This is a genomic window from Pseudoalteromonas denitrificans DSM 6059, assembly GCF_900112265.1.
In the GTDB taxonomy this organism is placed as follows: Bacteria; Pseudomonadota; Gammaproteobacteria; order Enterobacterales; family Alteromonadaceae; genus Pseudoalteromonas; species Pseudoalteromonas denitrificans.
In genome coordinates, this window is sequence record NZ_FOLO01000040.1 from 18,488 (window position 1) to 43,551 (window position 25,064).

The window sequence follows — 25,064 nt, forward strand, 5'->3', positions numbered from 1 at the left end:
CAAATAGGGCTTTTATCTTGGGTATATAAATTAGCTTTACTATACTTTGAGTAGATTAATTCATAAATGGATATGATCATGGCTATTTCACGTAAGCTCGAATATTACCTAAATGAACAACATATTTCTTATCACACAATTCCACATTTTTATAGTAACAGTTCTGTGGGTACTGCAGTTGCCACAAGCATTCCACCTCAAAATATCGCTAAAGCCGTTTTATTAGTCGATCATGATGGTCATAGGTTAATGGCCGTTTTACCTGCTGACAAAAAAATAAACCTGTTATCAATTAATAATACGTTGCACGCAAGTTTTGAGCTTTTAAATGAGGAAGAGGTTTTTAAGTTATTTACTGATTGTAAACAAGGTGCTGTGCCACCCGTTGGCGCGGCTTTTAATATGTCTATGGTATGTGATGAGTCGTTAGATTTACTTGAAAGTATTTACATTGAAGCAGGCGATCATGAAACTTTGCTATGCATAAACCATCAGGATTATGGGCATATAATGGAAAATAGTCAGCATATCAAATTATGCAAAACACACATGCATTAATTATACGAAGTATTTTTTTGTTGGTTTTGCTTTAATAATTTGATCATTTGCTCTGACGATGGAGTAAAACTGTTGATTGGAATATATAAATCAAAACCATACAATTTACGCAATATTTTCATTTGATGTAACCACGCAGCAATTGGTCCTGTAATATTTTGACCATTTGAAGTTTTAAAGGGGGAAAAGTTGATTTGAGTTTGCTCAACTTCAATGTTGTTAGAATGATAGCCTAAAATGAGTAAGGGTTTTTGTTCATGTAATAAATGATTAGCAAGGCGCGGTGTTATATTATTTGTTTCACAGTCATAACTTCGTAATTTAATACCTATAAATCCAATATTTTTATTTTCTACATTATTACTCATTTTTGGTTGATGAATTAATAATACATTATTCCAATTAATGCTCCATTGACCTTGTTTATGATAATAAAATAGCTTTTCATCCGTTAAACCTAAGCAAAATTTTGGCTCAAAATACTTAAATATACTAATGCATATAATTAAAACTGAAATGATGCTAAATATCATGATATGAATTTTGTATTGATGCCATAAAAAAAATGCAGTGAATATACAAACACAGCCTAATAAGATACCTAAAAGCATCGTAGAAAATTCATTACGATGTGCTTGAGATTTGATTAATATTGGAAATTCAGATTCTTGCATAACGAAAGTATAGCCAACAATAATAAATGTGCAGTGAGATAAATTTAAAACTATAGGCAAGGTTATAAACTTGATAGAATTTGATCAGCAAAATTTGATGGATAATAAGTGTGGCAAAAGCAACAAAAGAAAAAATTAAATTTGTATGTTCAGAATGTGGGAATGATCATTCAAGATGGCAAGGACAATGTGGTAGTTGTAAGGCTTGGAATACTTTAGCCGAATTTAAAGAAGCAAAATTACCAAGTCAACAAAGAGCTCAAGCAATCCAGGGAGGATATGCGGGTACTCTTGGTAATGTTGTTAAAAAAATGGATGAAGTATCTAGTGTCGCACTTGATAAAACAGCAACTGGAATAGGAGAATTAGACCGTGTTTTAGGGCATGGACTGACTATCGGTTCTATTATTTTGATTTCGGGAGATCCTGGAGCAGGAAAAACAACAATTTTAACGCAACTAGCTGCAAATATGAGTCATAAAACGACCGCTATGTATTGTACCGCAGAAGAGAGTTTAGAGCAGTTTAAAGCGCGTGCAACTGAAAGGCTCAAAATTAATTTTATGCCTGAGCAGCTGTTATTAATGTCAGAGTATGTGATTTCTAACATTATGGAAAAAGCATTAGAGGCTAAAGTTAAATTTCTCATTATTGATTCAATTCAAGCGCTTGAAAGTGAACATGCCAATGGGAGTGCGGGCTCTATAGGGCAAGTTAAGGGGTGTGCTCAGGAATTAAGCCGATTTGCTAAAACCCATGGCATAACACTGATATTGGTCGGGCATGTCACTAAAGGCAGTGACTTAGCAGGACCTAAAACACTAGAGCATATCGTTGATACTCTGCTTCATATTGAAGTAAATGACAGTATTATTCGTACAATGCGTGCAAGTAAAAATAGATTTGGTGATGTCGATCAGGTAGGGATTTTTCAAATGAATTCCAGAGGTATGATATCAGTTGATAATCCCAGTAAATTGTTTTTATCAGGTGCGGATGAGCGTGCGGTTGGTTCTGCAATAACCTGTATTCGTGATGGCAGTAGAAATTTATTATTAGAAGTACAAAGTTTAGTTTCAGAATGTGAAGGTGAGCATCCTCAAAGAGTGAGCATAGGCCTAAATTTTAATCGTTTAAAAATGATCACTGCTGTACTTCGAAAACATGGAAAAATTCAATTATTCCATGATGTGTATGTTAACTTAGTGGGGGGATTGAAATTACCAGATACAGATACTAGTGCTGATCTAGCCTTGGCAGCTGCTCTTGTTAGCTCATTGAATGATATTGAAATGTCTCGGAAATATTGTTTTATGGGAGAGATATCATTAAGTGGTGAAGTGAGGCCTATCAGCGGTGGTGTGCCCAGAGTTAATGAAGCGATTAAACACGGTTTTGAGCAAATATATATTCCAAAAGCAAATTATCATAAATCGATGGAAGAAGGAAATGCAAAGATTATCGTCATTGAGCATATTACAGATTTATTAGAAGCCTTAAAATAAGTGATTTAGTTATCGAAACTTTTCAATGAAGAACCTCAGCTAAATGCTGAGGTTTTTTACATCTGTGACTAAATTATTTTTGAGGTGATGGCAATTGGAAAGTCACCCATAAGTTTTACTTGGTTCATCACAGTCATTAATGTTTGATGGGTACTGTGTGAATTAGCATTAACAAGAATGCTTTTAATTTCAAAATTAGCACTGATCCTTGCAATGTTTGCGGCAATGCGCTCAGGATCGATTATACGATTATCTAACCAAATACTATTGTCTTGATTGATTTTTATCATGATGTTTTTGGCAACGATATTATTATTTTCGTTGGCTTTTGGTCTATCAACTGCGATTGCTTTAGCGTTGACAAAAGTTGTCGTAACAATGAAGAAAATAAGTAATATAAAAACCACATCCAACATGGGATTCATATCTACTTCTACTTTTGTTTGTTCAGATTGCTTTTGTTTCATAATAAAGGTTTCCTTTAGTCTTGTTGAATTTCAAAATGAAATCAATATATTGAAGTCAGTTAACTGAAACGTTTAAAACGGGGTACCTGTTATTTAAGCTATCATAGCAAAATTTATTTAGGTAGTTAAACTATTGTTAATTAAATGTTTTTAGGTTTTTAATTGTTATCTGTCGTTTCTTTATAATTAATAGGAATCATCTAGAGGTCTGATTTTAAAGTAAAAAATAAAAGTGTTTTTTGGCTTTAATGTATTCAGTCACAATTTTAGATATATGACTTTGACTTCTTTATTCTGTTAAAGTTTTTTAGATTCAAGTATTAAGTGTAATTATTTTTAACATTATTTACATAAAGCTATGTGTTAAGTAAGATAAATAGACAATGTAATACAATTAATAGACCCAATATTTGAATAAAGGATCTATTCTTTTATCTAAAAAATTAAGATATCGGTTTTTTGAATCGAAAAACAAAGCGGTCAGTTTTACCTCTAACGGATGGATCAAAAACAATCTTACTATGATCGTCTTGATCATTTTTCAAAAAATTAGCCTGGGCATCTAAAATAAAGCCTGCTTGATTTAGATCATTTAATACATGCTGATGGTGGATCCGGTGTAATTGAGGTTGGTGCTCCATCATTGCAGACTCCATGTCTATAATGCCTAATATACCTCCAGGTTTTAATGCCGTTTTTATTTGCATTAAAACTTTCAGTCGCTTTTCTTTAGACATATTTGAATACATGTCATGATAATTCAAAACAATTGTAGCTACATCAACTTCTTGTTTTAAGTTAAAGTGACCAAACTCTGTTATATAATGCTCAACATTGGGAAGTTTATTATTGGCTGTTCGTTTTTCAAATTCTTTAGCGAATCGTCCTTCAAATACTTCTAAAATAAATTTATTGTTTTGAGCAATCACCTTGCCATTATCGCCCACTCGGTGAGAGAGAACTTCAGTGTAATAACCTCCACTTGATAATATTTCGAGCACAGTCATTCCAGGTTTTATATCAAAAAATTGCATGACCTGTTGTGGTTTACGCCCTATGTCTTTATTTTTATCTACTTGAGATCGATTTTTAGATTGCAAAGTTTTGGTAAACTCAGCTTCATTTTTTTCATTGTTTGATAAATTACATCCTGACAATAAGCCGATAATCGAAAATGCTAAAAGTGTTTTATTAAGGTGTTTTATTTTGTAGTGACTCATTTTATTTTCCATTTATATACAAAATTGAAGTGCTCAAATAATTGAGGGTTTGTTATATATTAGTATCGAAAAATTAGGATGTTTTTTATCTAAAATAAATCTAATTAAAATATTTTGTTTTAATTTTCATGATGTTATTGTTGTTTTTTGAAGCAGAACTATTCATATTTAAAGGTTCATTTAGAGATTCATATTCTGAAGTTAACTTTTTCAAACCAAAATACTGAAGGATTGGGTGAGGTGATTAGTTGCTTGGATCTCAGGAGGTCATTTTTGTAAACTAGTAATAAATAATGATAAGTTATATTGAATACTCAAAAAAACTCATGTACCGTAAATGGTACTGACTTAATGATGAGCCAGTAAATAATAAACATGGAGATGGACATGAAGTTAAAATTAAATAAAAAGAAACTTAAAAATTTATCAAAAGATAATAATGCATTACCAGCTGATATGACGCCTCAAGTTGGCGGTGGTCGTTATACTCATGTTTGTAGAAATACGCTCAATTGTAATCGACTGAGTGAAGATGGATGTGCAAGCGGTGGTTGTATATCTAAGACAAATTGTGGCACTGATACTTGCCATTAAGATGAAGTGAAATTTTATAAACTCTATGCTTTGTATAGGGTTTATGTAAACTTAAAGTTTTATACGTCTGATTTATCAAATAAGTATTACTTTATGGGCACAAAGCTAAAACATTTGACCTCCACAATGTGAATGTGGAGGCATTAATTCAAAATAGCTTAAAAGTAAATCCTAACTCCTACACTATAATTTCGACCTGGCAAAGGCGCTTGCTCTTTTATAAAAGAGTTATGAACAAAACCAAGTTCATCAGTGATGTTATTAGCACGAATAAATAATGTACTATCAAGACCTACAGCATCAAAATAATAGCTAAACCCTAAATCAACAAGTGTATAACTATCAGTTTTGGTCTCATATTGTGCCAGTTTATTTTGTGACAAATGATGAGTTACTGTGATGTCTGTATCCCATTGATTTTGCTTTAGCTCAAAACTAGCGCCTATTTTGTTTGATGGGATCCTAGGAATGTAATTTCCATTATCTAGTTTTGCAGTGATTGAGTCAGCAAATACTTTCACCATCATTTCTTGATTGATTTGATAGTGGGTATCAAGTTCAAAACCATAAAGTCGCGCATCTGCTGTATCAAATTGATATACCACCAAAGCTTCTTCTTCATCACTATATTGGCTAGCTTCAATTAATTCATGGTCATGGGCATCAAATACAAAACCTGTATTTTGCTGATGATAATAATCACTAATGTCGTTATAAAAAAGATTAGCTGTAAAGCCGAAGGTGCCTTTATATTTTCTAAAAGTCAGGTCTATATTATTCGCTGTTTCTTGTTTGATATCTTCAGGCTCAAAATGAATTTCTGCGTGTCCGTCAGATGCCATTTCAATCTCATATACAGCACCTAAGTCAAAGGTATTTGTTGCGATATGAATCCCATTTGATAATAACTCTGCAGAAGAGGGGGCTCTTTCAGAGTGTGTCAAACTTAATGATGCAGAATATCCATCGTAAAAATTATATACAGTTCCGGCTGAAAGACTTAAGTTATTAAATGATTTTTTGAAGTTGTTAGCTGTGTCATGCTCTTCATGGTCATGGTCATGGTCATGGTCATGGTCATGGTCATCAGCACTATTGATATCATTTGAAGTGATTGAATAATCTTCAACTCTCGCACCAAATTCAATGGATAATTTGTCAAAATTTCGCTCTTCTAAAATGAAAATGGCATTTTGTTTAGTAATAGATGCGGGCGTAAAGGCTTCTTCACCAACAGCTTTATAATCAGATTTTAAGGTATGTAGTCCGATGACTCCGTGCCAGTCATGTATATTATGCTCAATTGTGATACGAGATTCTAAAGAGTCATTTTTAAATAAGGTTCCTACTTCACCATCTTCAATTTCACCATGCCGATACTCGGTATAGGAAAGTTTAGCTTCAACTTTTTCAATGAACGTATTATGTGGTGTCCAAGTTAATAAGCCTTGAAACCTATCTTGTTCCATCTTTGCAAAAACCGATTCTTCTTGGTGTTCTTCCTCGGCTGATGTTTCATCATGTTCATGTTCATGTTCATGTTCATGTTCATGCCCAGGGATCCCATAATTAGAATCTAATTTACTGTAAGCAATACCAGCAGTGAAATGTTCTGAAACATAGCTGGTTCCAAAATTGTATACGCTAGATTCCAAAAAAGTATTTTCTATTTCTGAAAGTATTTCTGTATCGCCATCTTCATGTTCAAATGTAAATTCTGGTACTTGGGTATTATCACTATGTCTATTTAAAGCATCAAAATGAAGGTTAAAACCCTTATTCCCGCCTTTTAAAACTAAAGCTTGGGTTTGAGCATTTGAACCTGAGTCATATTTAATATCTACAGCACCTGATAATGACTCTAACTGGTTAGTTGGTATACGTTCATCTACAACATTGACAACACCGCCAATTGCACCTGAACCATATAATAAGGTGACCGGGCCTCTTAATACTTCAATTTGCTGTGCGGTTAAGGATTCGGTTGTTGTTGCGTGGTCGGGTCCTATGCGTGAAGCATCACTTGTATCCATGCCATTTTGCATTACTTTTACTCGAGGGCCGTCCATTCCGCGAATAATCGGTGAAGAAGCAACAGGACCAAAGTAGGTAGAATTGACACCAGGTAACCCTTTTAGCGTTTCACCTAATGTTGCCTGTGCTTTATTTTTAAGGTCTTCACCCGATAAAACAGACACAGGAGATACCATTTCCATATTATTTTTATGTAAACCAGATGCATATACAACGACTGATTCTATGGCTGCTGACTGTAATGAAATAATAAGTGATGATTGCTCAAGAGTGACATCAATACGATTAGAGAGGTAATCGTCTTTGCTAATATGAAGTTGACCAGGGGCGTCTAGTTCAATGGTAAATTGACCTTTAGCATTACTTAAAACACTGTGTTGTTTTCCATGAAAATGAATACGTGCATTATGAACAGGTTTATTATTTTGATCTAAAACAGTTCCAGAAATTGGTGCGGCAATTGCATTGATTGTACTCAATGATGCTAAAACTGCACCTGCAATTAATGATATTTTCATTTAGCTAGACCTTGATGTTTTGTTATAATATATCAATAAATGGCAGTTTAAATGTAATGTGATATTATATCAATAGATTCATCGGAAATATTTTAGCGCTTTTTCTGGTCTATAATAAAAACGACTTAACTAAAAGGTCATTTTATGGCAGATAAAACAAAATTGTTTAAAGCTCATTTGGATGTTGCTGATATAAATCATCATAGGTATGAGCACAAAGATTTTACTTTAGCTTTGTTACCAAACGAAGATACACAGCATTTTTTGTTGAAATTAATAGGGTACAGTCTATTACCTTTAGAGCAGGCAAATATATTCAGTCATAATACGTCTTCATTTAATCCTGATGTAGGCATACAGGCATTGGATGAACATTTTGAAGTTTGGCTTGATGCAGGATTTCCATCTCTCAAAAGAGTTGATCGCGCGTGTCATAAATCAGAACAAGTGATTATTCTAACGCCTACGCAAAGTTCCTGGTTAGATGAAAATAAACATAAGTTACGTTTATTAGATAACTTACATTTGATTTCTCTCGATAATCACTTCATCCAAAAAATTGAAGACAATATCGTTAAAAAGCTAGATTGGTCGGTCATTTTGGAAAATGACAAAATTACAATTTCAGATCATTGTGATTTTTATGAAACGCAATTAAATGAATTATCCTTAGCTTAAAAAATTAGCTACCTATGCTTTATTTTTCCCTCCTAGTGCATAACCCTGTAGTAATAATCATATTAATTTAACATCATAGCTAAAAACTTTTTAGCCGAGCATTGATTTGTAGGTAAAAAATAATCTCGTTTTTCATCAGTTATTACACAATAGCTAAATTAAACTCTTAAAAATAACTAAAAACAGAAACATCTATCTCTCTTATCACACTTCCAGACAAAAATTTATTTTCCGACTATTTATTTCATTTTAAAAATAATTTGCATACGTATTCATAAATTAAAAGTTGTTTCTAAAAGTTACACGATGTAATTATTGCAAAAGACAGTATAAATTCGACTCAAAATGTTAATTTTATGCTTTGTTAGGAAGCTTGTACTGTTATTTACCATGTTCAGTTGTTCTATGTTTACGCCACTGTGAAAACTAGGGCAAAACACAGATGAATAATAATAAATAAAAAACAGGAACAATTATGATACTAAATAAATTCAGGCTCATGTTACGACCTTTGAACATCCTACTATTATTGTCTACTTTAGGCGTTTCATCTACTGTACAAGCAGGAACTGTCTTTGTGCATTTGTTTGAGTGGAAGTGGACTGACATAGCAACAGAATGTGAAACGTATTTAGGTCCAAAAGGTTTTGATGCGGTGCAAATATCACCACCTTATGAACATATAACCGGAGATACGTGGTGGACTCGTTATCAACCTGTTAGTTACCAACTTGTTAGTCGAAGTGGAAACAGAGATGAGCTTATTGATATGGTGCAAAGATGTAAATTGGCAGGTGTAAAAATTTATGCTGATGCAGTCATAAACCATACTGCTGCACTTAATGGTAGTGGTACAGGTACTGCAGGTACCAATTGGAGTTATAAAAATCATCCTATGTTTTCACATCAAAATTATCATAATACTTGTTTGATAAATGATTATGGTGATACTGGTAATGTTCAAAATTGTGAACTTTCCAACCTGCCAGATTTAGATACTTCTTCAAGTTATGTTCAAGAGCAATTGGCAAATTATTTAAATGATTTAACAAGCATAGGTATTTCAGGTTTTAGAATTGATGCTGCTAAACATATGTCTCCCAGTGATTTAAGAGAAATTTATAATCGCCTTAATGATACGCCCTATATTTTTCAAGAGGTGATAGGTGCATCCGGTGAGGCTGTACAACCAAGTCAGTATGTTAACATGGCCGATGTGACCGAAATGAAATATAGTCAGGATTTAAAAAGTAATTTTGACGGTCAAATTAAAAATCTTAAAACGTTAGGCCCTAGCTGGAACTTACTCGAAAGTAATGATGCTGTTGTATTTATAGATAATCATGATACTCAAAGAGGTCACGGTGGAGGAGGAGATGTTTTAACATTTAAAAGTGGTGCAACATATGATTTAGCAAATATTTTTATGTTGGCTTGGCCTTATGGTTATCCAAAAATAATGTCTAGTTATGACTTTAATAATTCAGATCAAGGACCGCCTGATTCCAATGTTCACAATGGCAACGATTTGAATTGTTTTGCCAGTGAATGGAAATGTGAACATCGCTGGCAAGGCATAGGTAATATGGTGGCCTTTAGAAATGCGACTCGAGGTAACTGGTTCACGACAGATTGGTGGGATAACAATAATAATCAGATTGCTTTTGGACGGGGTGATAAAGGTTTTGTTGTTATTAATAATGAAAGCGCTGATATAAATCGTACATTTAACACAAGTTTAGCCCAAGGACAGTATTGTAATATTGCAACAGGTGACTTTGAAAATGGTCTTTGTAATGGTGATATTTTATCTGTGAATAGTGATGGTACTGTACATATAAATGTTGCAGCCTATAAAGCGGCTGCAATTCATATTGATGCAAAAGTCAGTGATGATGAGCCTAGCTCTAATACTTGGTACTTTAGGGGAACATCTAATAACTGGACTGCAACTCCTTTGACTTCTCTAAGTGATACTGAATTTGAAATATGCCAATCATTTACTGATCCCAATGCACGTTTTAAAATTGATCGTATGGGCGATTGGAGTGAAAGTTATCCTGATGTTGATTATGTTGTTAGTCCCCATACAAATCACATTATAAAATTTAATAGTGTTACTAAATCTATTAAGATAACTTTGGTTGATAGCTGTTCGGATACAGCAACTCCAACTGATCCAAATACTGATTTTGTCACAATACACTATAAAAGAAGTGATAATAACTATACAGATTGGGGTTTACACTTATGGGGTGATGGGCTTGTCAGTAGTGAACTCACCAGTTGGAATGCACCTAAAGTTTTTGATAAAAGTGATAATTGGGGAAAGTTCACACAAGTCGCTATTAATAACTTTGACCTTGGATTAAATTTTATAATCCATAACGGCAATAATAAAGATACAGACTTAGACCGCAGTTTTATACCTAGAAATGATAGTCATATCTGGATCCAATCAAATGATTCAGTTATTTATACTAATCAACCAGATGCTAATACACCCGAACCCCCAAGTGGAGGAGATAAACTCCTTATTCATGGTATGGAACTGGGCGCTAAATATTCAGAGGAAAGTACGAAATTTTCTATTTGGTCTCCTGATACTAGCAATGTACTGTTATGGCTTGATGGTCAAACTCACACTATGACACGTCAGCCTGATGATCTCACCTATCAAAATGTATATTCTGTCACGATAAATGGCGACCAACATTTAAAAGAATATAACTTTAAAATAAATGGTAATACAGTACGTGACCCTTATGGTGTCATGGTTAAGCCTAATACTGATAATAATATTGTTATGGATCTATCTCGCACTAAACTCAGTAATGGTTGGGCTACTCGGCCTGTTTTGAAAGAACGTGAAGACGCCATTATTTATGAAACGCATGTGCGAGATTTTACGATAGATGCAAGTTCAGGTGTTCACAGCAATAAACGTGGACGTTTTATGGGCATGGTTGAGCGTGGTACTAATCTTAACGGTATGAAAACAGGCATAGATCATTTAGTTGAAATGGGCATTACACATGTTCAACTTATGCCTGTTTATGACTTTGCTTCATGTCCAGATCTCAATGATCTTTCATGTTACAACTGGGGGTATGATCCTCAAAATTTTAATATACCAGAAGAGCGCTATTCAATATCTCAAGATTATGAAGAGCGTATACGTGAATTCAAAGTTATGGTTAATGAATTTCATAAAGCGGGAATTCGGGTTGTAATAGATGTTGTTTATAATCATACCTATGTAAAAGAAATGTTTGATAAAATTTCCTCTCATTACTACACACCAACGGACTTATCGGGAACTGGTAATTCAATAGATGCTAATGTGCCTATGGTTGGCCAAATGATTTTAGATTCATTAGATTATTGGGTGCGTGAGTATAATATTGATGGCTTTCGTTTTGATTTGATTGGCATTTTTGATTATGACGAAGTGGGTCATTGGGTTAGTACTATAAATGCGCGTTATCCTGATCGTAATTTATTAGTATATGGCGAACCGTGGAATGGTTATGCTAATGATCCTAGAGAAAGTGAACGTGTACGCTTAGGCACTATAGCGCGTATTGAAGATGCTCATATTGGTGTCTTTAATCCAAAATTTCGAGAAGCAATTAAAGGACAAAATGATCAAGCTGCTGGTGGCGGTTTTGCTTTTAATCAAGGAAAAGCATGGGAAATGCGAATGGGTAGTCGGGGTGCTATTCGCCATACAAATACAGCACATACAAATATCGATACTTGGGATCCTATGTTTGCCACCGATCCTGAGCAATCAATTAATTATGTATCCGCACATGATAACTTAGTACTTAGAGATAAAATATTATTATGGGCAGATGCAAATGGAGTGGAGCGTGATTCTGATTATTTGCGTCGTATTCAACGTTTTGCTAATGGTATTGTTTTAACTTCCCAAGGTATTCCGTTTATTCATAGCGGCGCTGAATTTATGCGAGATAAACAAGGGCATCATAACAGTTATGATGCAGGAGATAGCTTTAATAAAATTCGATGGCATTGGAAAGCCGACAATATGGATATCGTTAACTATTATAAAAAAGTGATCTCCATGCGTAAAAATCATGCTGGGTTTCGTTTAAATACTTGGAATGAAATTAATAATAATGTGATAACACAAGAAATTAGCGACAGCTTCATTGTAAACAAAATCAATGGCGCGGCCAATGGTGATAACTGGCGTAAGATTATTGTAATTTACAACTCAGGCAATAATATTGACTATCAACTACCTGATGGTGAGTGGAAAGTTGCACTTGAAAAGTCAGATGCTAATTTAAGTAATGATCGAATCGTTTATGGCTCTATTACATCAGAGGGAACATCTGTTACTGTTTTGTATCAACAATAGAGATAATGAGGTTTTAATATCTACACCTTGCGAATATTAAAATCTCATCATAACTTTATGGGCAGTGGCATAACCAATTTAAAAGCAATTATTTTTTAACTTTTTCAGAAATCCAAAGTTTTATTTCTCCTTTTACAACAATGGTGCCGCTTGTATCATATGCGGTTACAGGGACAAACATATCCCCAACTTGCCATTGTTCAGGTTTTACTTCTGCAATGCACATAATATCAGTACCTGCTTTTGCGGTGTAATCTAATGTCATGCCCTTTGGGATCCACCTTAAATGTTTTGGAATAGACGCTTCAGCCATCACACCCATAGCCATTTCTAATCCGTTGCAAATAGCAATAACATGCACTGTTTTAATGTGATTATGAACAGCGCGTTTCTTTTTAATCAAACATTCACAATAATGAGGTTTTAGTTTCGTAATTTTAGGACTTATAGTACCAAAAAAAGGGGCTTTAAATGAGATGATTAAAGAAAAAATCTTATTGCCAAAGGGAAGTTTTGTAACTTTATTATAAATGGACATGAGCTTATTAGAGGAATTTCGCATTATTCTTACGACCTGTATTTTTTATTATTCTTCTGGTCGGATGAGTGTAGCATTGTTTAATCTAATATTCATCTGAACTTAAAATACAAATGATAAACTTTCTTAAAAAGAAAATTTATCAAAAAATTTAGAATATTTAAGCTAACAGGTGGTTATTTTGGGCGTTGAATTGTGAAGGGATCGCTGATGGCTGAAAATTCTCCGGCCCCTAAACGTGCCAATGGCTTAACGCGTTCAGCGTGTATTTTTAGTCTGTTTTTTTCATCTGTCTGTACTACATCTTGATTAATATAAAGCTGTTTTATTTCAACAAAAATAAGTGTTTGAGGCACATCCCCCAACTCTTTTATTTCATATAACTCGCAAGCATATGCAATTGTGGGTTGCGCTAATCTCGGTAAAGAAAACCCTTCGAACTCTACGGTATTCAATGAAGTACCTGTTAATTCAGACTCACCGTGGGCTAAAGTGGCTGCTGTTTGTGTTACTAATTCAGCATCTTGTTCTGACGCAATATGAATGACCATTTTTTTATTTTTAAGAACATTTACTAAAGTATCTTTAAGGTCGCCATTTGGTTTTTTACCGACTGATATCATCAGTAAAGGAGGTTCACTCGATACGGCGCTAAAGTATGAGAAAGGGGCCAAGTTATAAGACTTATTACCTGAATCAGTGAGAACCCAGGCAATGGGGCGTGGGATCACGGTTTGAGTCATAAGGTGATATTTTTGGTTTGAAGAATAATCGGAAAAGTTAAGGATCATGACATCATTCTAATAATTTTATTTATTCCCATTTTGCCACAAATAATAAATGCTCACTACCACATAAAACTAATTCGGCATAACAGCTTTTTACATATATCTACAGATTTATACAAAGCAATACAGGTTTAGAACAGATACTTACGCGTTGTTAATCTAATGTTTTAGGTACATAAACATACTTAAAAAGGAATTAAAAATGCAAATTAAATCTTCATATTTCAAAAAAGCGTTCTCCATGAGTTTATTAACAAGTGCCTTATTTTTAGCAGGCTGTGGTAGTAATGATTCAGATAAAAAAATTGATGAAAATCCTTTATTAAAATTTAAAGGTGTATGGCAGCTTCCAGGTTATGGGGAGGTTCTTGATTTTAAAGATAACTCTTTGATCACTTACAATACTAATTCATATGGTTGTGTAAAAGTATCTGAAGTGCAATTTGATAAATTACCACTGTATTCAAAATATTTGAGTTTAGATAATAATAAACTTATTTATGATAATCCATTTACCAGTACTGCAACGTTTCAAAAACAAGATACAAATTTTGATGCGTGTAATGTTGATAAATTACTTAAATCAGATGATCCAATAACAAACTTTGAATTTCTATGGCATACATTTAATGATTATTACGCATTTTTTGAATTAAGAGAGCTTAACTGGCAAGCGGTTTATGAACAGTACAGGCCTTTAGTGACAGCAAGTACAACACAAGAGCAACTTGGCGACATATTTGAGGCTATGTTAGATGATATTGATGATGGTCATATTTCGTTATCAAATAAAGATACTTATATTGCCAATGGTGGCGATATTAAAGGCAGGGCATTACAGGCATACAAACTGGCTCTTTCACTTGGAGATGAAGCGCAGTTTGGCGCATTGTATCAAGCAATAAATAGCATTAACCTAGAAGTAATTAAGTCTAATTTGGTGGATGGTAATTTAAAACAGTATGACAATTCGAATGCCATTCATTGGGGAGAATTGCCTGGCAATATAGGTTATTTAAGCATTAATCGTGTTATGGGCATGAATAAAACGAATGCTGATGCACCACTTGGCGCAAATGACCAACTAGCCTACGTTGAGCAAGACTTGAAAGATACTGATTTAATAATGCAGACTGTGATGACGCAGTTCAAAGATACACAAGGGCTTGTGATAGATTTAAGGATAAATAATGGTGGGCTTGATAAAGTATCACAAAAAATAGCCAGCTACTTTAGCCAAACAGAATACACTTTTGCAACAAAACATGTTGCAAATAAGGCATTTAATGGTGATAAATTATCTTTAAAAGTAGTTGCTTCGCCTATTGAAGCTTATATTAAGCCCATTTACGTTTTAACGGGACAATCTTCGGGTAGTGGTGGAGAGGTTTTAACACAAGCATTAAAATCTTTAGCACATGTCACAACAATTGGACAAGCAACGGAGGGTTCAGTATCTGATAGTTTAGAATTTGTGATGCCAAATGGTTGGGCTCTTAGTTTAAGCAATGAAATATACACAGATTTACAAGGCGCTATATTAGAAGGTCAGGGAGTTAAACCTGATGTTGAAATGCCCGTTTACGCTATGCTTGACTTACAAATGGGCTCAGATACACCAATAGATTATGTATTACAACAATTTGGCATCACGCCTGCAAATGTGATGAGTTTTGATAAAGTTGAACAACAAATAAAAGCCTCTTTTGATACCTTAAAACTCCCAGGCATGTCACTTGCAGTGATTAAAAACAATGAAATTGTCTGGGAGACAGGTTTTGGGTTTGCGGATATAGAAACTGAGCGTCCTATTACAGAGCATACCCCTTTTAATGTTGGCTCAGTAAGTAAAACAATGTTAGCAACGGCCATAGCACAGCAAGTTGAATTAGGTAATGTGAGTTTAGAATTACCGATTAATGAAATGAATCTTCCATTTGAAATAAATAACCCCCATAGTGATGAACCTATAAAATTAAAACATTTGGTGAGTCATACATCTGGGCTGTTAGATACTCAAAACTATAACTGTAGCTATTATATTCATGAAACAGGGGAGTCATTATACGCTAGTTTTGGAGTTGAAGCGTGTGATATTCAGGCAACACTTGATACTGCTACATTTTATCAAGAATATTTCACACAAGGAGAGAAGTATTATACAGATGATGTTTTTGCAACCGATGATGATGCGCTACCAGGCAGTTATTATGAGTATTCAAATGTGGGCGCTGGGCTTGCAGGTTTTGCGATTGAAAAGTTATTAGATATTGATTTATCACAAACAATGAAATCACAATTATTTGAACCTATGGGAATGTTAAATACTGCCTGGGATCATACCCAATTAAGTGAGCAAAACCCAAAGGCAGTGCAATATTCATTAGATGAAAGTAATGACCTAATAGCCATGCCAGAATTTAGTTACCCAACATTTTTTGATGGTGATTTAAATACCAGCGCTCATGATTTAGCACGTTTATTGATCACAATAGGGAATAAAGGAATGATTGATAATAAACGTATTTTAAAAGCACAAACAGTTGAAATGATGTTAACTCCACCAGTTGATACTTTTACAACAGATGTTGATAAACAAGGGCTGTTTTGGCGTATCAATGGTGCATTTATAGGCCATACAGGAGGAGATCCGGGAACAAATGCAGTAATTCAGTACAACCAAATAACAGGTGCTGGATTTGTTGTATTAATGAATGGGGAAGACTCTGAAATGGGTAAAGATGAAATGGATGAACAGCTACAGCCTATATTGAACATGATTTATCGTTCTGGTTTGATGAATTAAGCTCTCCTCTAGAGCAGTGCATAAAATGGACTGTTCTAGAATCCAAAATTGTTAAATATAATTAAAAAACTTTAAATCGTTTAAACCTTTTTAGTTTATTGTACGACTTAATAAAAAAGAGATAAAAATAAACTTAAAGGAATCAATTTATGAATTTAATAAAAACAGTAGTGAGCAGTGTTGCAGTGTTAGTTTTAAGTCAAAATACTTTTGCACATAGTTCTCATGGACATGAACTAACATTACAAAAAACTGAAACCCTCAGTTTATCAAGTAAGCACATTTCAAATTTCAAGATTGAAGCGGGTTCTGGAAAAATGAAAATCGCATCTGCTGATGTAGATGCCATTGAGGTTCAGGCTGAAATTTATCAAAAAGAATCACATAATAATTATTGCTTAACACTTAAAAAACATGGGGGGAGTGCAAAATTAGAATCTGCGACATGTCATCATAATAATGAAACGCGTATAGATTTAACAATAAAAGTGCCAAAGAAAATGAACTTAGATATTGATGATGGCTCAGGCCCGATTGAAGTACTGGGTGTCGCAAATTTAACAATAGAGGATGGTTCAGGTTCAATAAAGGTGAGTCAAATTAGCGGGAAAGTTGAAATACAAGATGGCTCAGGACGAATAGATATTAAAGATGTCAAAAATGATGTTTCAATTGACGATGGCTCTGGGGCAATTGATGTAAGGGATATTTCAGGTAAAGTCACTATCTCAGATGGTTCTGGCAGTATAAATGTTGATACTGCTGATAGCTTTGAGCTTGTTAATGATGGCTCCGGCTCAGTTCATGTTGATAATATTGCGGGTAAAGTTGAAATGGATAACTAAAAAAGTATATATAAAATCCATATTGCTCAAACATAAACTTTAATAAGTTAGGTTTGAGCATTTACGCTCATATTTCAAATCGTACTCCCCTCAATCCAAATGTATCTTTTTTCGTCAAAGTAACAAATCTTTACGATTAAAGTCATTGCTATTTTAGCCAGTCTGTTTACATTACTATGCGATAACCCCAATATAAGAATTTAAGAAAATATGATGGTAAATAAAACACTCATTTCGCTTGCTGTTGTGGCTGCTTTTACGTTAACGGCTTGTCAAACCACTGATACCCAAAAATTAGTTAAAACATCCACATCCAAAGTTGCAACTGAAATAAAAACACCAGTAAAAACGGGTGAAACACAAATCACTTTAAAACAAGCTATGGCACACCCTGATTGGCTAGGTCGTCAGCCGTTGTCGTCGTATTGGGCTGGCGATTCATCATCTGTTTTTTATACAAGAAAACAAGCGGGTAATGAGCTTAAAGATTTATTTAATCAAAAGCTTAAAGCTAATGTAAAAGGTAATAAGGTATCAATTGAATCTTTGCACCAAGCAGGAGCAAAAAATACTGTTTTTTCTGAAAATGGTCAGTTTCAAGCATATGTATTTAAAGGCGATGTGTTTGTAAAAAATATAAATACGGGCACTGTGACTCAGGTAACACGTTCATCTTCAAGTGAGTCAGATGTTCAATTTTTGAATGATGGTAGCTTAGTTTATCGCGAAGGGACTACATTTAATAAAGTAAATTTAAATACAGGTTTTACGGTTGAAATTGCTAATTTAAAAATGTCTCAAAAACCAAAAGGCGTTGAAGAACCAAAAGACTACATTGCAAAAGAACAACATAAGTTAATAAACTTTATCGCTTTAACACATAAAAATAAAAAAGATAAACAAAAATTAAAAAATGAAGTTGATTCTAAAAACCCAAGTAGAGTAGATGATGCATTTTATTTTGGTAAGGATAAGCGTTTAGTTGATGCACAGTTATCACCATCAGGCACACATATTATTGCTGTTGTAACTGAAAATACATCTTGGCGTGCAGATAGCGATATTATGCCTAACTATATTGCTGACGATGCGAGAGTCAAATCTAAAAAAGTTCGTCGTCGTGTTGCCGACGCACAATCTCAAACTTCTCAAGTATATATTTTAGACTTAGAAACAGGCACTCAAACAGAGCTTACATTTGATGTTTTGCCGGGTTTTGATGATGATGTATTAGCAAAAGTTAAAACAGAAAATTACGCCCGTGAAGGTAAAAAGTATAAGTCAGAAAAATCTCCTCGTGCCATTAATTTAATGATGGATTGGACTTGGTCACAAAGTGCAATTCAATGGAATAAGCAAGGTACACAAGCTGCCGTTATGCTTGAAGCTTGGGATAATAAAGATAGATGGATTGCATCTGTCGATTTTGAAAAATCAAAATTTGTTTCACAACATAGGTTACATGATGATGCATGGATTAATTATGCATTTAATGATTTTGGTTGGTTTAATCATTCAGACACTTTGTATTTTTTATCTGAAGAGTCTGGTTATAGCCAGTTATACAAAAAACCACTTAATGGCAAAGCATCAGCTTTAACCCAAGGTCAGTTTGTTATTTCAAATTTAGATTTATCAAAAGATGATAAGCATATTTATTATAAAGCGAATGAAAAACATCCGGGTATTTATGAAGTTTATCGCATTAATACTGAAACCGAAAAACGAGAAGCGATAACAGACTTAAATGGTATGACAGACTTTAAACTCAGCCCTGATGAGTCAAAATTATTGTTATCTCATTCAAAAATCATGTTACCAACAGAGCTTTATGTAACAGATGTGACACCTGGCTCTGAAGTGGTACGTTTAACAAATACGGTTTCTGATCAATTTAAAAATACACAATTGATTGCACCTAAAGTGGTGGCTGTTGCATCTTCTCATACAGAGCAACCCATTTATGCAAAAGTGTATTATCCAGCCGATTATAAAGAAGGCGAGTCGGGTAAAAATAGAAAAGCCATTATTTTTAATCATGGTGCAGGTTATTTACAAAACTCTCATTTAGGCTGGTCAGGATATTTTAGGGAATTCATGTTCCATTCATTACTTGCCAGTGAAGGGTATGTTGTAATGGATATGGATTACCGTGCTTCTAAAGGCTATGGTCGAGATTGGCGTACTGCGATTTATCGTAATATGGGGACGCCTGAAATTGAAGATTTAGCCGATGGCATCAAGTGGATGCAAAATAATGCGAATGTTGATAATAAAAGAGTCGGGACTTATGGTGGCTCTTATGGTGGGTTTATGACATTCATGGCATTGTTAACCCGTCCTGAGCTTTTCCAAGCTGGTGCGGCGCTGAGACCTGTAAGTGATTGGGCACATTATAATGATCCCTATACATCAAATATCCTTAATCGTCCCGATGTTGACCCTATTGCATATGAACGTAGTTCGCCTATATATTTTGCTGAAGGTTTACAAAAGAATTTGTTGATCAATGCACCTATGGTTGATGATAATGTATTTTTTCAAGATGTCGTACGTTTGGTTCAACGATTTATTGAACTAGAAAAAGAAAATTTTGAAACTGCAATTTATCCAGTTGAAGCGCATGGATTTCGTCAACCATCTAGTTGGTTAGATGAATATCGTAGAATTTATAAATTATTTAAAGACAAATTATAGTTTAATTTTTAGTATTTTTAATAAGACGATTACCACGTGGATGTGGCAATCGTCTATTTTAAAAAAGATTTTGAAACTTATTCATATCGTAATGAATAAATAGGGTTTTTTCTTGCAACCCGTGATGCATTTAAGCCTACTGTGAGCCAAGCAATCATCAGAGATAATAAGCCAACTGATAAACACATAGGTATTAACCAAAGCGTATCTATACGATATGGAAAAGCTTCCAACCAACTTAACATCATATAGGTCGCGATCGGCCAGGCAATCATGTTGGCAATCATGACAGGTTGAGAGAATTGCCATAACAATAAGCTAACAATATCTTTTACGCTTGCTCCCATCACCTTACGAATACCAATCTCTTTAGTACGTCTCTCAACTGTAAAAGCAGATAAACCAAATAAGCCTAGACATGCAACAACAATTGCAAGTAATGAAAATATCAAAAATAGTTGGGCGGTTGTGAGTTCATCATGATATTGCGCTTTCATCATTTCATTTAAAAATTCAAAGGAAATGGGCTGCATAGGTATATTTCTTTTCCAAATATTTTCAATCTGTAGCATTAAAGCAGGCACATTGTCTGTTTTAAAGGATATATTTGCGACTCTAAATCTGGATGGATTTAAAGTATAAATACTCGCTCGCACACCAAATTTTATAGAACGAAAATAAATATCAGGTATCACACCTATAATGGTTAAATGTTGTTTTCCGCCTTCATCCGTTTCAAGGGTTTTACCAATGGCATCTTGTGCATGAGTAAAACCAAACTTTTTAAGGGCTGATTCATTTAAAATAACACTTGCTTTGCCAACTTTATTTTCACTTTCTTGAATTGGAATGATGCTATCGGAACCATACTCTTTATTAAATAACCTTCCTGCGAGAGGTTTTACTTTATAGGCTTCAAAAAAACCATAACCCATATTATGATAATTTATTACTATATTTTGGTTTGCTACGCCATTTGAATGTGTTTCTAATAGTTTAAAGTTGTTGTTATTTTCATTATCCTGAGTTGGAGACTCTGATGAATATACTAAACTGGTTACTTCTGGAAGGTTCAGTAATTCTTGCTTTAAGCTTGTCAAATTGTCTCCAGTTCTGGCGATATTTAGTATCAGTTTATTATCATGTTGATATCCTACATCTATGTTATTTGAAAATATTGTTTGGCTATAAACCACTAAGGTTGAAATGACTAAAATAATAGATATGGAAAATTGAAATATCACTAACAAGGTGCGAAGTTTAGCTGAACTTGCTGATTCAACGTTTTTGCTCGATTTTAAAATATGCCCTGGTTTAAAGTGTGATAAATATAGAGCTGGATATAATCCAGCGCCAATACCGACACATATTGAAATCAGTAATAACGTAAACAATAAAGGGAGATCATTAAATAAATCTAATGTTAATTCTTTTCCTATTAATTGATTATAAAATGGCAAAATAAGTTCAACAGCAACAAGGGAAAATAAAAGTGAAAGTAATACAAGCGCAATCGCTTCCCCTAAAAATTGAATAGCAACTTGCGTTCTACTTGCCCCTAATACTTTTCTCATTGCCACTTCTCGTGCACGTTTACTTGCTTTTGCTGTAGACAGATTCATGAAGTTTATGCATGCAATTAAGAGTACTAAAGCTGCAACTAATACAAATGTTTTTATCATATTGCCATCACCCATAGGTGTTAAATCACCCAAGTTTCCAGCGTGACGTTTTGCTTCTAAATGTAACTTTGGTACCGGCATTAATTTTAGTTTTAAAAAGTCAGTGACTTTTTTATCTGTTGATAGTGTGCCAAAAATACGTGGTAGCATTTCGACTAAAGGGCTTTCATTATTGATCCAATAGTTAATTCTATCTTGTAATTGTTTTAACTTTATATTTTGATTTAATTTAAAATAGGTATAAACATTCAGACTAGTCCAAGTATTAAGCGTTCCATCATTTTCAGCAAAAAGACTGGGTTGTAAATACACAAGAATATTTGTATTGAGATGTGTTGCATCAGGTAAGGTTTTAATAACACCAGTGATAGGCAAGGTAGCTGTTTTACCTGCAATGCAACACACCGTGAGTGTTTCTCCAACCACATTTGTACGGCCAAAATATTTATGAGCTAATTTTTCACTGATCACAAGATCCATAGGTTTGTTAAATGAAGATGCTTTGGCACCAAAAGCAAAGGGTAAATCAAAAATATTAAAAAAGCTGCCATCCACCATAGTGATTTGTTCTGAAAAAGCATGGCCATCTTGTTGAATTGTCATATTAAACTGAATAAAACGTACGCCGTCTTCAATTTCATTTTTAGCAAAATCTCGAATAGCTTCCATCATGCTGCCCGCAGATCTGACAGTATTAAATGGTTCTTGATTTGGCATTGAATACGCTGTGTGCATACGTACCAAACGATCTTTATCAGTTAACCAAGAATCAAATCCAGTTTCTTGTTCAACAAATAACATAATTAAAATACAACTCATTAAACCTATGGCTAAACCAAAAATATTGATCACGGAAAATATTCCGTTTTTTATAATATTGCGCCAGGCGGTGATCAGATAATTGCGAAACATGTTTATTTCTCCCTATGCCGCTCGTACATTTTCAATAACAACATGGCCATCAAATAAATTTATGGTTCGACTTGCGTAATTTGCGTGTACAGCACTATGGGTCACCATTATGATGGTTGTGCCTTCTTCGTTGAGTGTTTGCAACATTTCCATGACTTCTTGACCATGAGCGCTATCTAAGTTTCCGGTTGGTTCATCTGCTAAAATCATTGCTTGATCTCCCACAACCGCTCTGGCAACAGCGACACGTTGTTGTTGTCCACCTGAGAGCTGACTTGGCATATGTTTGGCTCTATGTGCTATACCCACTTTATCCATGACTTTTTCTACTCTGCTTTTACGTTCAAAAGTCGGGATTTTGTGATAAATTAAGGCAAGTTCAATGTTTTCTGCAACGGTTAATTCATCAATTAAATTGAAATTTTGAAAAATAAATCCAATACTTTTCTTTCGGATCAATGAAAGCTGGCTCTCTGAATATCCAGCTACATTTTCTCCGGCAAAAATATAATCGCCGCTTGAAGGGGAGTCGAGCATGCCTATGGTATTAAGTAAAGTCGACTTACCACAGCCAGAAGGCCCCATGATAGCAACGAATTCTCCTTTTTTAATTTCAATATTGACATTATTAAGTGCCATCGTCTCAACATCATCAGTTTGGTAGGTACGTGATAAGTTATGTAATTTCAGCATGTTATTTTCCTATTATCATTATAAATTTTATTAGTTAAATTTAAGTCTTTGTAAATTTTGATAGCTGCTATAAGGGCTGGTTACAACTTGCTCACCTATTTCTAAGCCTTCAATGACTTCAATAAATTGACTATTACGGCGCCCTAAACGCACGGTGCGTTTTACGGCCTCAAGAGAGTTTTGACTCACAACAAAAATCCAACTCCCACCGGTATCTTGATAAAATGCACCATTAGGAATGAGTATTGCTTTGCTAGCATCACCTAAAGTTAATTTTATTTGCATTGTCTGACCTCGACGAATGCCTTGTGGTTGATGATTTTCAAATTTAAAGTCAACTTTAAACTGACCATTTTGCACTTGAGGATAAATTTTTGAAATTTTTAACGTGTATTCATTACTCTGATTTTTCATATGCGCTCTTTGACCAATATCTATTCTGCCTAAATAAAACTCATCAATAAAAGCAGTTAACTTATAGTCGTTCGGTGTATCTATTTGACCTAATCGTTCACCTCGGGCAATGCTTTGGCCTATCTCAACATTAAAGCCTGATAATGTGCCTTTGACCGGCGCTTTTACATTCATATTGTCTAAATTTTGTTTAGATATTGCTAAGTTGCTTTCTAGTCGCTTGCTGGTTTTTTTTAGAAAACTCAACTGTTCACCTTGCATACGTGCATCTGAACTTTGGCTTTCTACTATAAGTTCAAGGCTATTCTTATACCAATTCAGGGTATCTAACGTATCTTGATATTGTGATTTATTAAGCGCATTCGTTTTTAGTAAAGCTTTTTCTCTTGAAGCTTGACGTGTTAATAGCTGAATTTGAAATTGAATGTCGAGGATATTACGTTTATGTTGTAATCGGTTTTGTTCAAGGTTTAATTCAATAGAGCGCATGTTGTTTAGTTGTTCGGCAACACGGGTTTCATTTCCCAGAACATTTAATTGTAGTGACGCATTTGATAACTCAACAATCAAATCACCAGTTTTTAAACTTGTACCATCTTCGACTAATATTCGTTCAATACGCCCGCCTTCTATTGCGTCTAAAAAAACAGTCTTAGCTGGTGTAACCTGAGCGCGAATTGGAATGAAGTCTTCAAATATGCCTGAAGTGACATCAGATATTATTATTCGACTATTATCAACAAGGAGTGATTTTCCAGTTGACTGCATAGAAAAAAAATACTTTATAAAAAAAATACTAACGATAATGAGAATTGCAATAACCCATTTATTGAAACGATATTTTTTATTAATGATTTTTTTATCCATTCCTGCACCAGAAACTGCATTTGCGGGTTTAGTTTCAATTGTGCTTATGGACGATAAATTTTTTGACATAATAATTAGCAACAGCCTATTTTGCTTTATTGGTTTAGCGTTATTAGTACAAGTTCCATTCCATATTTTATCTATTTGTTTTAATTAGATTTTATATTTTAAGGTTTGAAAAGTA

The 25,064-nt window shown here is 34.1% G+C and carries 17 protein-coding genes; 8 read left to right on the forward strand and 9 right to left on the reverse strand.

Translation table 11 applies throughout. From position 1 onward, the window contains the following. The first annotated feature begins 78 nt into the window (after positions 1-78). The gene (locus tag BM088_RS19025; protein ID WP_091988357.1) at positions 79-558 is read left to right on the forward strand and encodes a YbaK/EbsC family protein; all 480 of its coding nucleotides are present in this window, start codon (positions 79-81) and stop codon (positions 556-558) included. Here the strand turns inward: BM088_RS19025 and BM088_RS19030 are convergent. Continuing rightward, the gene (locus BM088_RS19030) at positions 555-1,232 is read right to left on the reverse strand and encodes a DUF2982 domain-containing protein (protein ID WP_091988360.1); all 678 of its coding nucleotides are present in this window, start codon (positions 1,230-1,232) and stop codon (positions 555-557) included. The genes BM088_RS19025 and BM088_RS19030 overlap by 4 nt on opposite strands. A gap of 110 nt (positions 1,233-1,342) precedes the next feature. On the opposite strand from BM088_RS19030, the gene radA reads away from it, so the two are divergent. Further along, complete coding sequence (radA, locus tag BM088_RS19035; protein WP_091988363.1) at positions 1,343-2,737, forward strand: DNA repair protein RadA; 1,395 nt, start codon at positions 1,343-1,345, stop codon at positions 2,735-2,737. A gap of 68 nt (positions 2,738-2,805) precedes the next feature. Here radA and BM088_RS19040 read toward each other — a convergent pair whose 3' ends face one another. Together BM088_RS19040 and BM088_RS19045 are read right to left on the reverse strand one after the other, a co-directional pair. Further along, positions 2,806-3,204: an ExbD/TolR family protein gene (locus BM088_RS19040; RefSeq protein ID WP_091988366.1), complete on the reverse strand. Its 399-nt coding sequence runs from the start codon at positions 3,202-3,204 to the stop codon at positions 2,806-2,808. A gap of 443 nt (positions 3,205-3,647) precedes the next feature. Beyond that, positions 3,648-4,424, reverse strand: a complete 777-nt coding sequence (locus BM088_RS19045) for a class I SAM-dependent methyltransferase (RefSeq protein ID WP_091988369.1) — start codon at positions 4,422-4,424, stop codon at positions 3,648-3,650. 387 nt (positions 4,425-4,811) lie between these two features. Here BM088_RS19045 and BM088_RS19050 point away from each other — a divergent pair, with 387 nt between their 5' ends. After that, positions 4,812-5,018, forward strand: a complete 207-nt coding sequence (locus tag BM088_RS19050) for a hypothetical protein (protein WP_091988372.1) — start codon at positions 4,812-4,814, stop codon at positions 5,016-5,018. A 158-nt stretch (positions 5,019-5,176) separates the two neighbouring features. Here BM088_RS19050 and BM088_RS19055 read toward each other — a convergent pair whose 3' ends face one another. Further along, on the reverse strand, positions 5,177-7,570 hold the full coding sequence (locus BM088_RS19055; protein ID WP_091988375.1) for a TonB-dependent receptor: 2,394 nt from the start codon (positions 7,568-7,570) through the stop codon (positions 5,177-5,179). A gap of 144 nt (positions 7,571-7,714) precedes the next feature. Between BM088_RS19055 and BM088_RS19060 the strand changes: the two genes are divergently transcribed. Continuing rightward, positions 7,715-8,248 (forward strand): YaeQ family protein, encoded by a 534-nt coding sequence (locus BM088_RS19060; protein ID WP_091988378.1) that lies wholly within the window; start codon positions 7,715-7,717, stop codon positions 8,246-8,248. A gap of 475 nt (positions 8,249-8,723) precedes the next feature. Further along, positions 8,724-12,638, forward strand: coding sequence for a type I pullulanase (gene pulA, locus BM088_RS19065; protein WP_091988381.1), 3,915 nt, complete (start codon positions 8,724-8,726; stop codon positions 12,636-12,638). A gap of 88 nt (positions 12,639-12,726) precedes the next feature. Here pulA and BM088_RS19070 read toward each other — a convergent pair whose 3' ends face one another. Together BM088_RS19070 and BM088_RS19075 are read right to left on the reverse strand one after the other, a co-directional pair. Continuing rightward, positions 12,727-13,200 (reverse strand): hotdog fold domain-containing protein, encoded by a 474-nt coding sequence (locus BM088_RS19070; RefSeq protein WP_091988384.1) that lies wholly within the window; start codon positions 13,198-13,200, stop codon positions 12,727-12,729. Between the two features lie 152 nt (positions 13,201-13,352). Then, on the reverse strand, positions 13,353-13,967 hold the full coding sequence (locus tag BM088_RS19075; RefSeq protein WP_091988387.1) for a flavin reductase family protein: 615 nt from the start codon (positions 13,965-13,967) through the stop codon (positions 13,353-13,355). Between the two features lie 199 nt (positions 13,968-14,166). On the opposite strand from BM088_RS19075, the gene BM088_RS19080 reads away from it, so the two are divergent. The 3 genes from BM088_RS19080 (at position 14,167) to BM088_RS19090 (ending at position 20,312) form a co-directional block, all read left to right on the forward strand. Beyond that, positions 14,167-16,770, forward strand: a complete 2,604-nt coding sequence (locus BM088_RS19080) for a serine hydrolase (protein WP_091988390.1) — start codon at positions 14,167-14,169, stop codon at positions 16,768-16,770. A gap of 149 nt (positions 16,771-16,919) precedes the next feature. Beyond that, entirely contained in the window at positions 16,920-17,615 is a 696-nt protein-coding gene (locus tag BM088_RS19085) for a DUF4097 family beta strand repeat-containing protein (RefSeq protein WP_091988392.1), read from the forward strand. 213 nt (positions 17,616-17,828) lie between these two features. After that, positions 17,829-20,312, forward strand: a complete 2,484-nt coding sequence (locus BM088_RS19090; protein ID WP_091988395.1) for a S9 family peptidase — start codon at positions 17,829-17,831, stop codon at positions 20,310-20,312. A gap of 77 nt (positions 20,313-20,389) precedes the next feature. Here BM088_RS19090 and BM088_RS19095 read toward each other — a convergent pair whose 3' ends face one another. Genes BM088_RS19095 through BM088_RS19105 form a run of 3 tightly spaced genes read right to left on the reverse strand, consistent with a single transcriptional unit; the run spans position 20,390 to position 24,949 of the window. Further along, positions 20,390-22,906: an ABC transporter permease gene (locus BM088_RS19095; protein ID WP_091988397.1), complete on the reverse strand. Its 2,517-nt coding sequence runs from the start codon at positions 22,904-22,906 to the stop codon at positions 20,390-20,392. A gap of 12 nt (positions 22,907-22,918) precedes the next feature. Further along, the gene (locus tag BM088_RS19100; RefSeq protein WP_091988399.1) at positions 22,919-23,599 is read right to left on the reverse strand and encodes an ABC transporter ATP-binding protein; all 681 of its coding nucleotides are present in this window, start codon (positions 23,597-23,599) and stop codon (positions 22,919-22,921) included. Between the two features lie 30 nt (positions 23,600-23,629). After that, positions 23,630-24,949, reverse strand: coding sequence for an efflux RND transporter periplasmic adaptor subunit (locus BM088_RS19105; RefSeq protein WP_091988403.1), 1,320 nt, complete (start codon positions 24,947-24,949; stop codon positions 23,630-23,632). Positions 24,950-25,064 lie beyond the last annotated feature (115 nt).

What these genes read in the sequence shown, in the direction of transcription:
- BM088_RS19040 (WP_091988366.1), bottom strand. Translation starts at nt 3,204, where the DNA reads ATGAAACAAAAGCAATCTGAACAAACAAAAGTAGAAGTAGATATGAAT.
- BM088_RS19055 (WP_091988375.1), bottom strand. Translation starts at nt 7,570, where the DNA reads ATGAAAATATCATTAATTGCAGGTGCAGTTTTAGCATCATTGAGTACA.
- BM088_RS19070 (WP_091988384.1), bottom strand. Translation starts at nt 13,200, where the DNA reads ATGCGAAATTCCTCTAATAAGCTCATGTCCATTTATAATAAAGTTACA.
- BM088_RS19050 (WP_091988372.1), top strand. Translation starts at nt 4,812, where the DNA reads ATGAAGTTAAAATTAAATAAAAAGAAACTTAAAAATTTATCAAAAGAT.
- BM088_RS19095 (WP_091988397.1), bottom strand. Translation starts at nt 22,906, where the DNA reads ATGTTTCGCAATTATCTGATCACCGCCTGGCGCAATATTATAAAAAAC.
- BM088_RS19025 (WP_091988357.1), top strand. Translation starts at nt 79, where the DNA reads ATGGCTATTTCACGTAAGCTCGAATATTACCTAAATGAACAACATATT.
- BM088_RS19045 (WP_091988369.1), bottom strand. Translation starts at nt 4,424, where the DNA reads ATGAGTCACTACAAAATAAAACACCTTAATAAAACACTTTTAGCATTT.
- BM088_RS19100 (WP_091988399.1), bottom strand. Translation starts at nt 23,599, where the DNA reads ATGCTGAAATTACATAACTTATCACGTACCTACCAAACTGATGATGTT.
- pulA (WP_091988381.1), top strand. Translation starts at nt 8,724, where the DNA reads ATGATACTAAATAAATTCAGGCTCATGTTACGACCTTTGAACATCCTA.
- BM088_RS19075 (WP_091988387.1), bottom strand. Translation starts at nt 13,967, where the DNA reads ATGATCCTTAACTTTTCCGATTATTCTTCAAACCAAAAATATCACCTT.
- BM088_RS19080 (WP_091988390.1), top strand. Translation starts at nt 14,167, where the DNA reads ATGCAAATTAAATCTTCATATTTCAAAAAAGCGTTCTCCATGAGTTTA.
- BM088_RS19030 (WP_091988360.1), bottom strand. Translation starts at nt 1,232, where the DNA reads ATGCAAGAATCTGAATTTCCAATATTAATCAAATCTCAAGCACATCGT.
- BM088_RS19085 (WP_091988392.1), top strand. Translation starts at nt 16,920, where the DNA reads ATGAATTTAATAAAAACAGTAGTGAGCAGTGTTGCAGTGTTAGTTTTA.
- BM088_RS19060 (WP_091988378.1), top strand. Translation starts at nt 7,715, where the DNA reads ATGGCAGATAAAACAAAATTGTTTAAAGCTCATTTGGATGTTGCTGAT.
- BM088_RS19090 (WP_091988395.1), top strand. Translation starts at nt 17,829, where the DNA reads ATGGTAAATAAAACACTCATTTCGCTTGCTGTTGTGGCTGCTTTTACG.
- BM088_RS19105 (WP_091988403.1), bottom strand. Translation starts at nt 24,949, where the DNA reads ATGTCAAAAAATTTATCGTCCATAAGCACAATTGAAACTAAACCCGCA.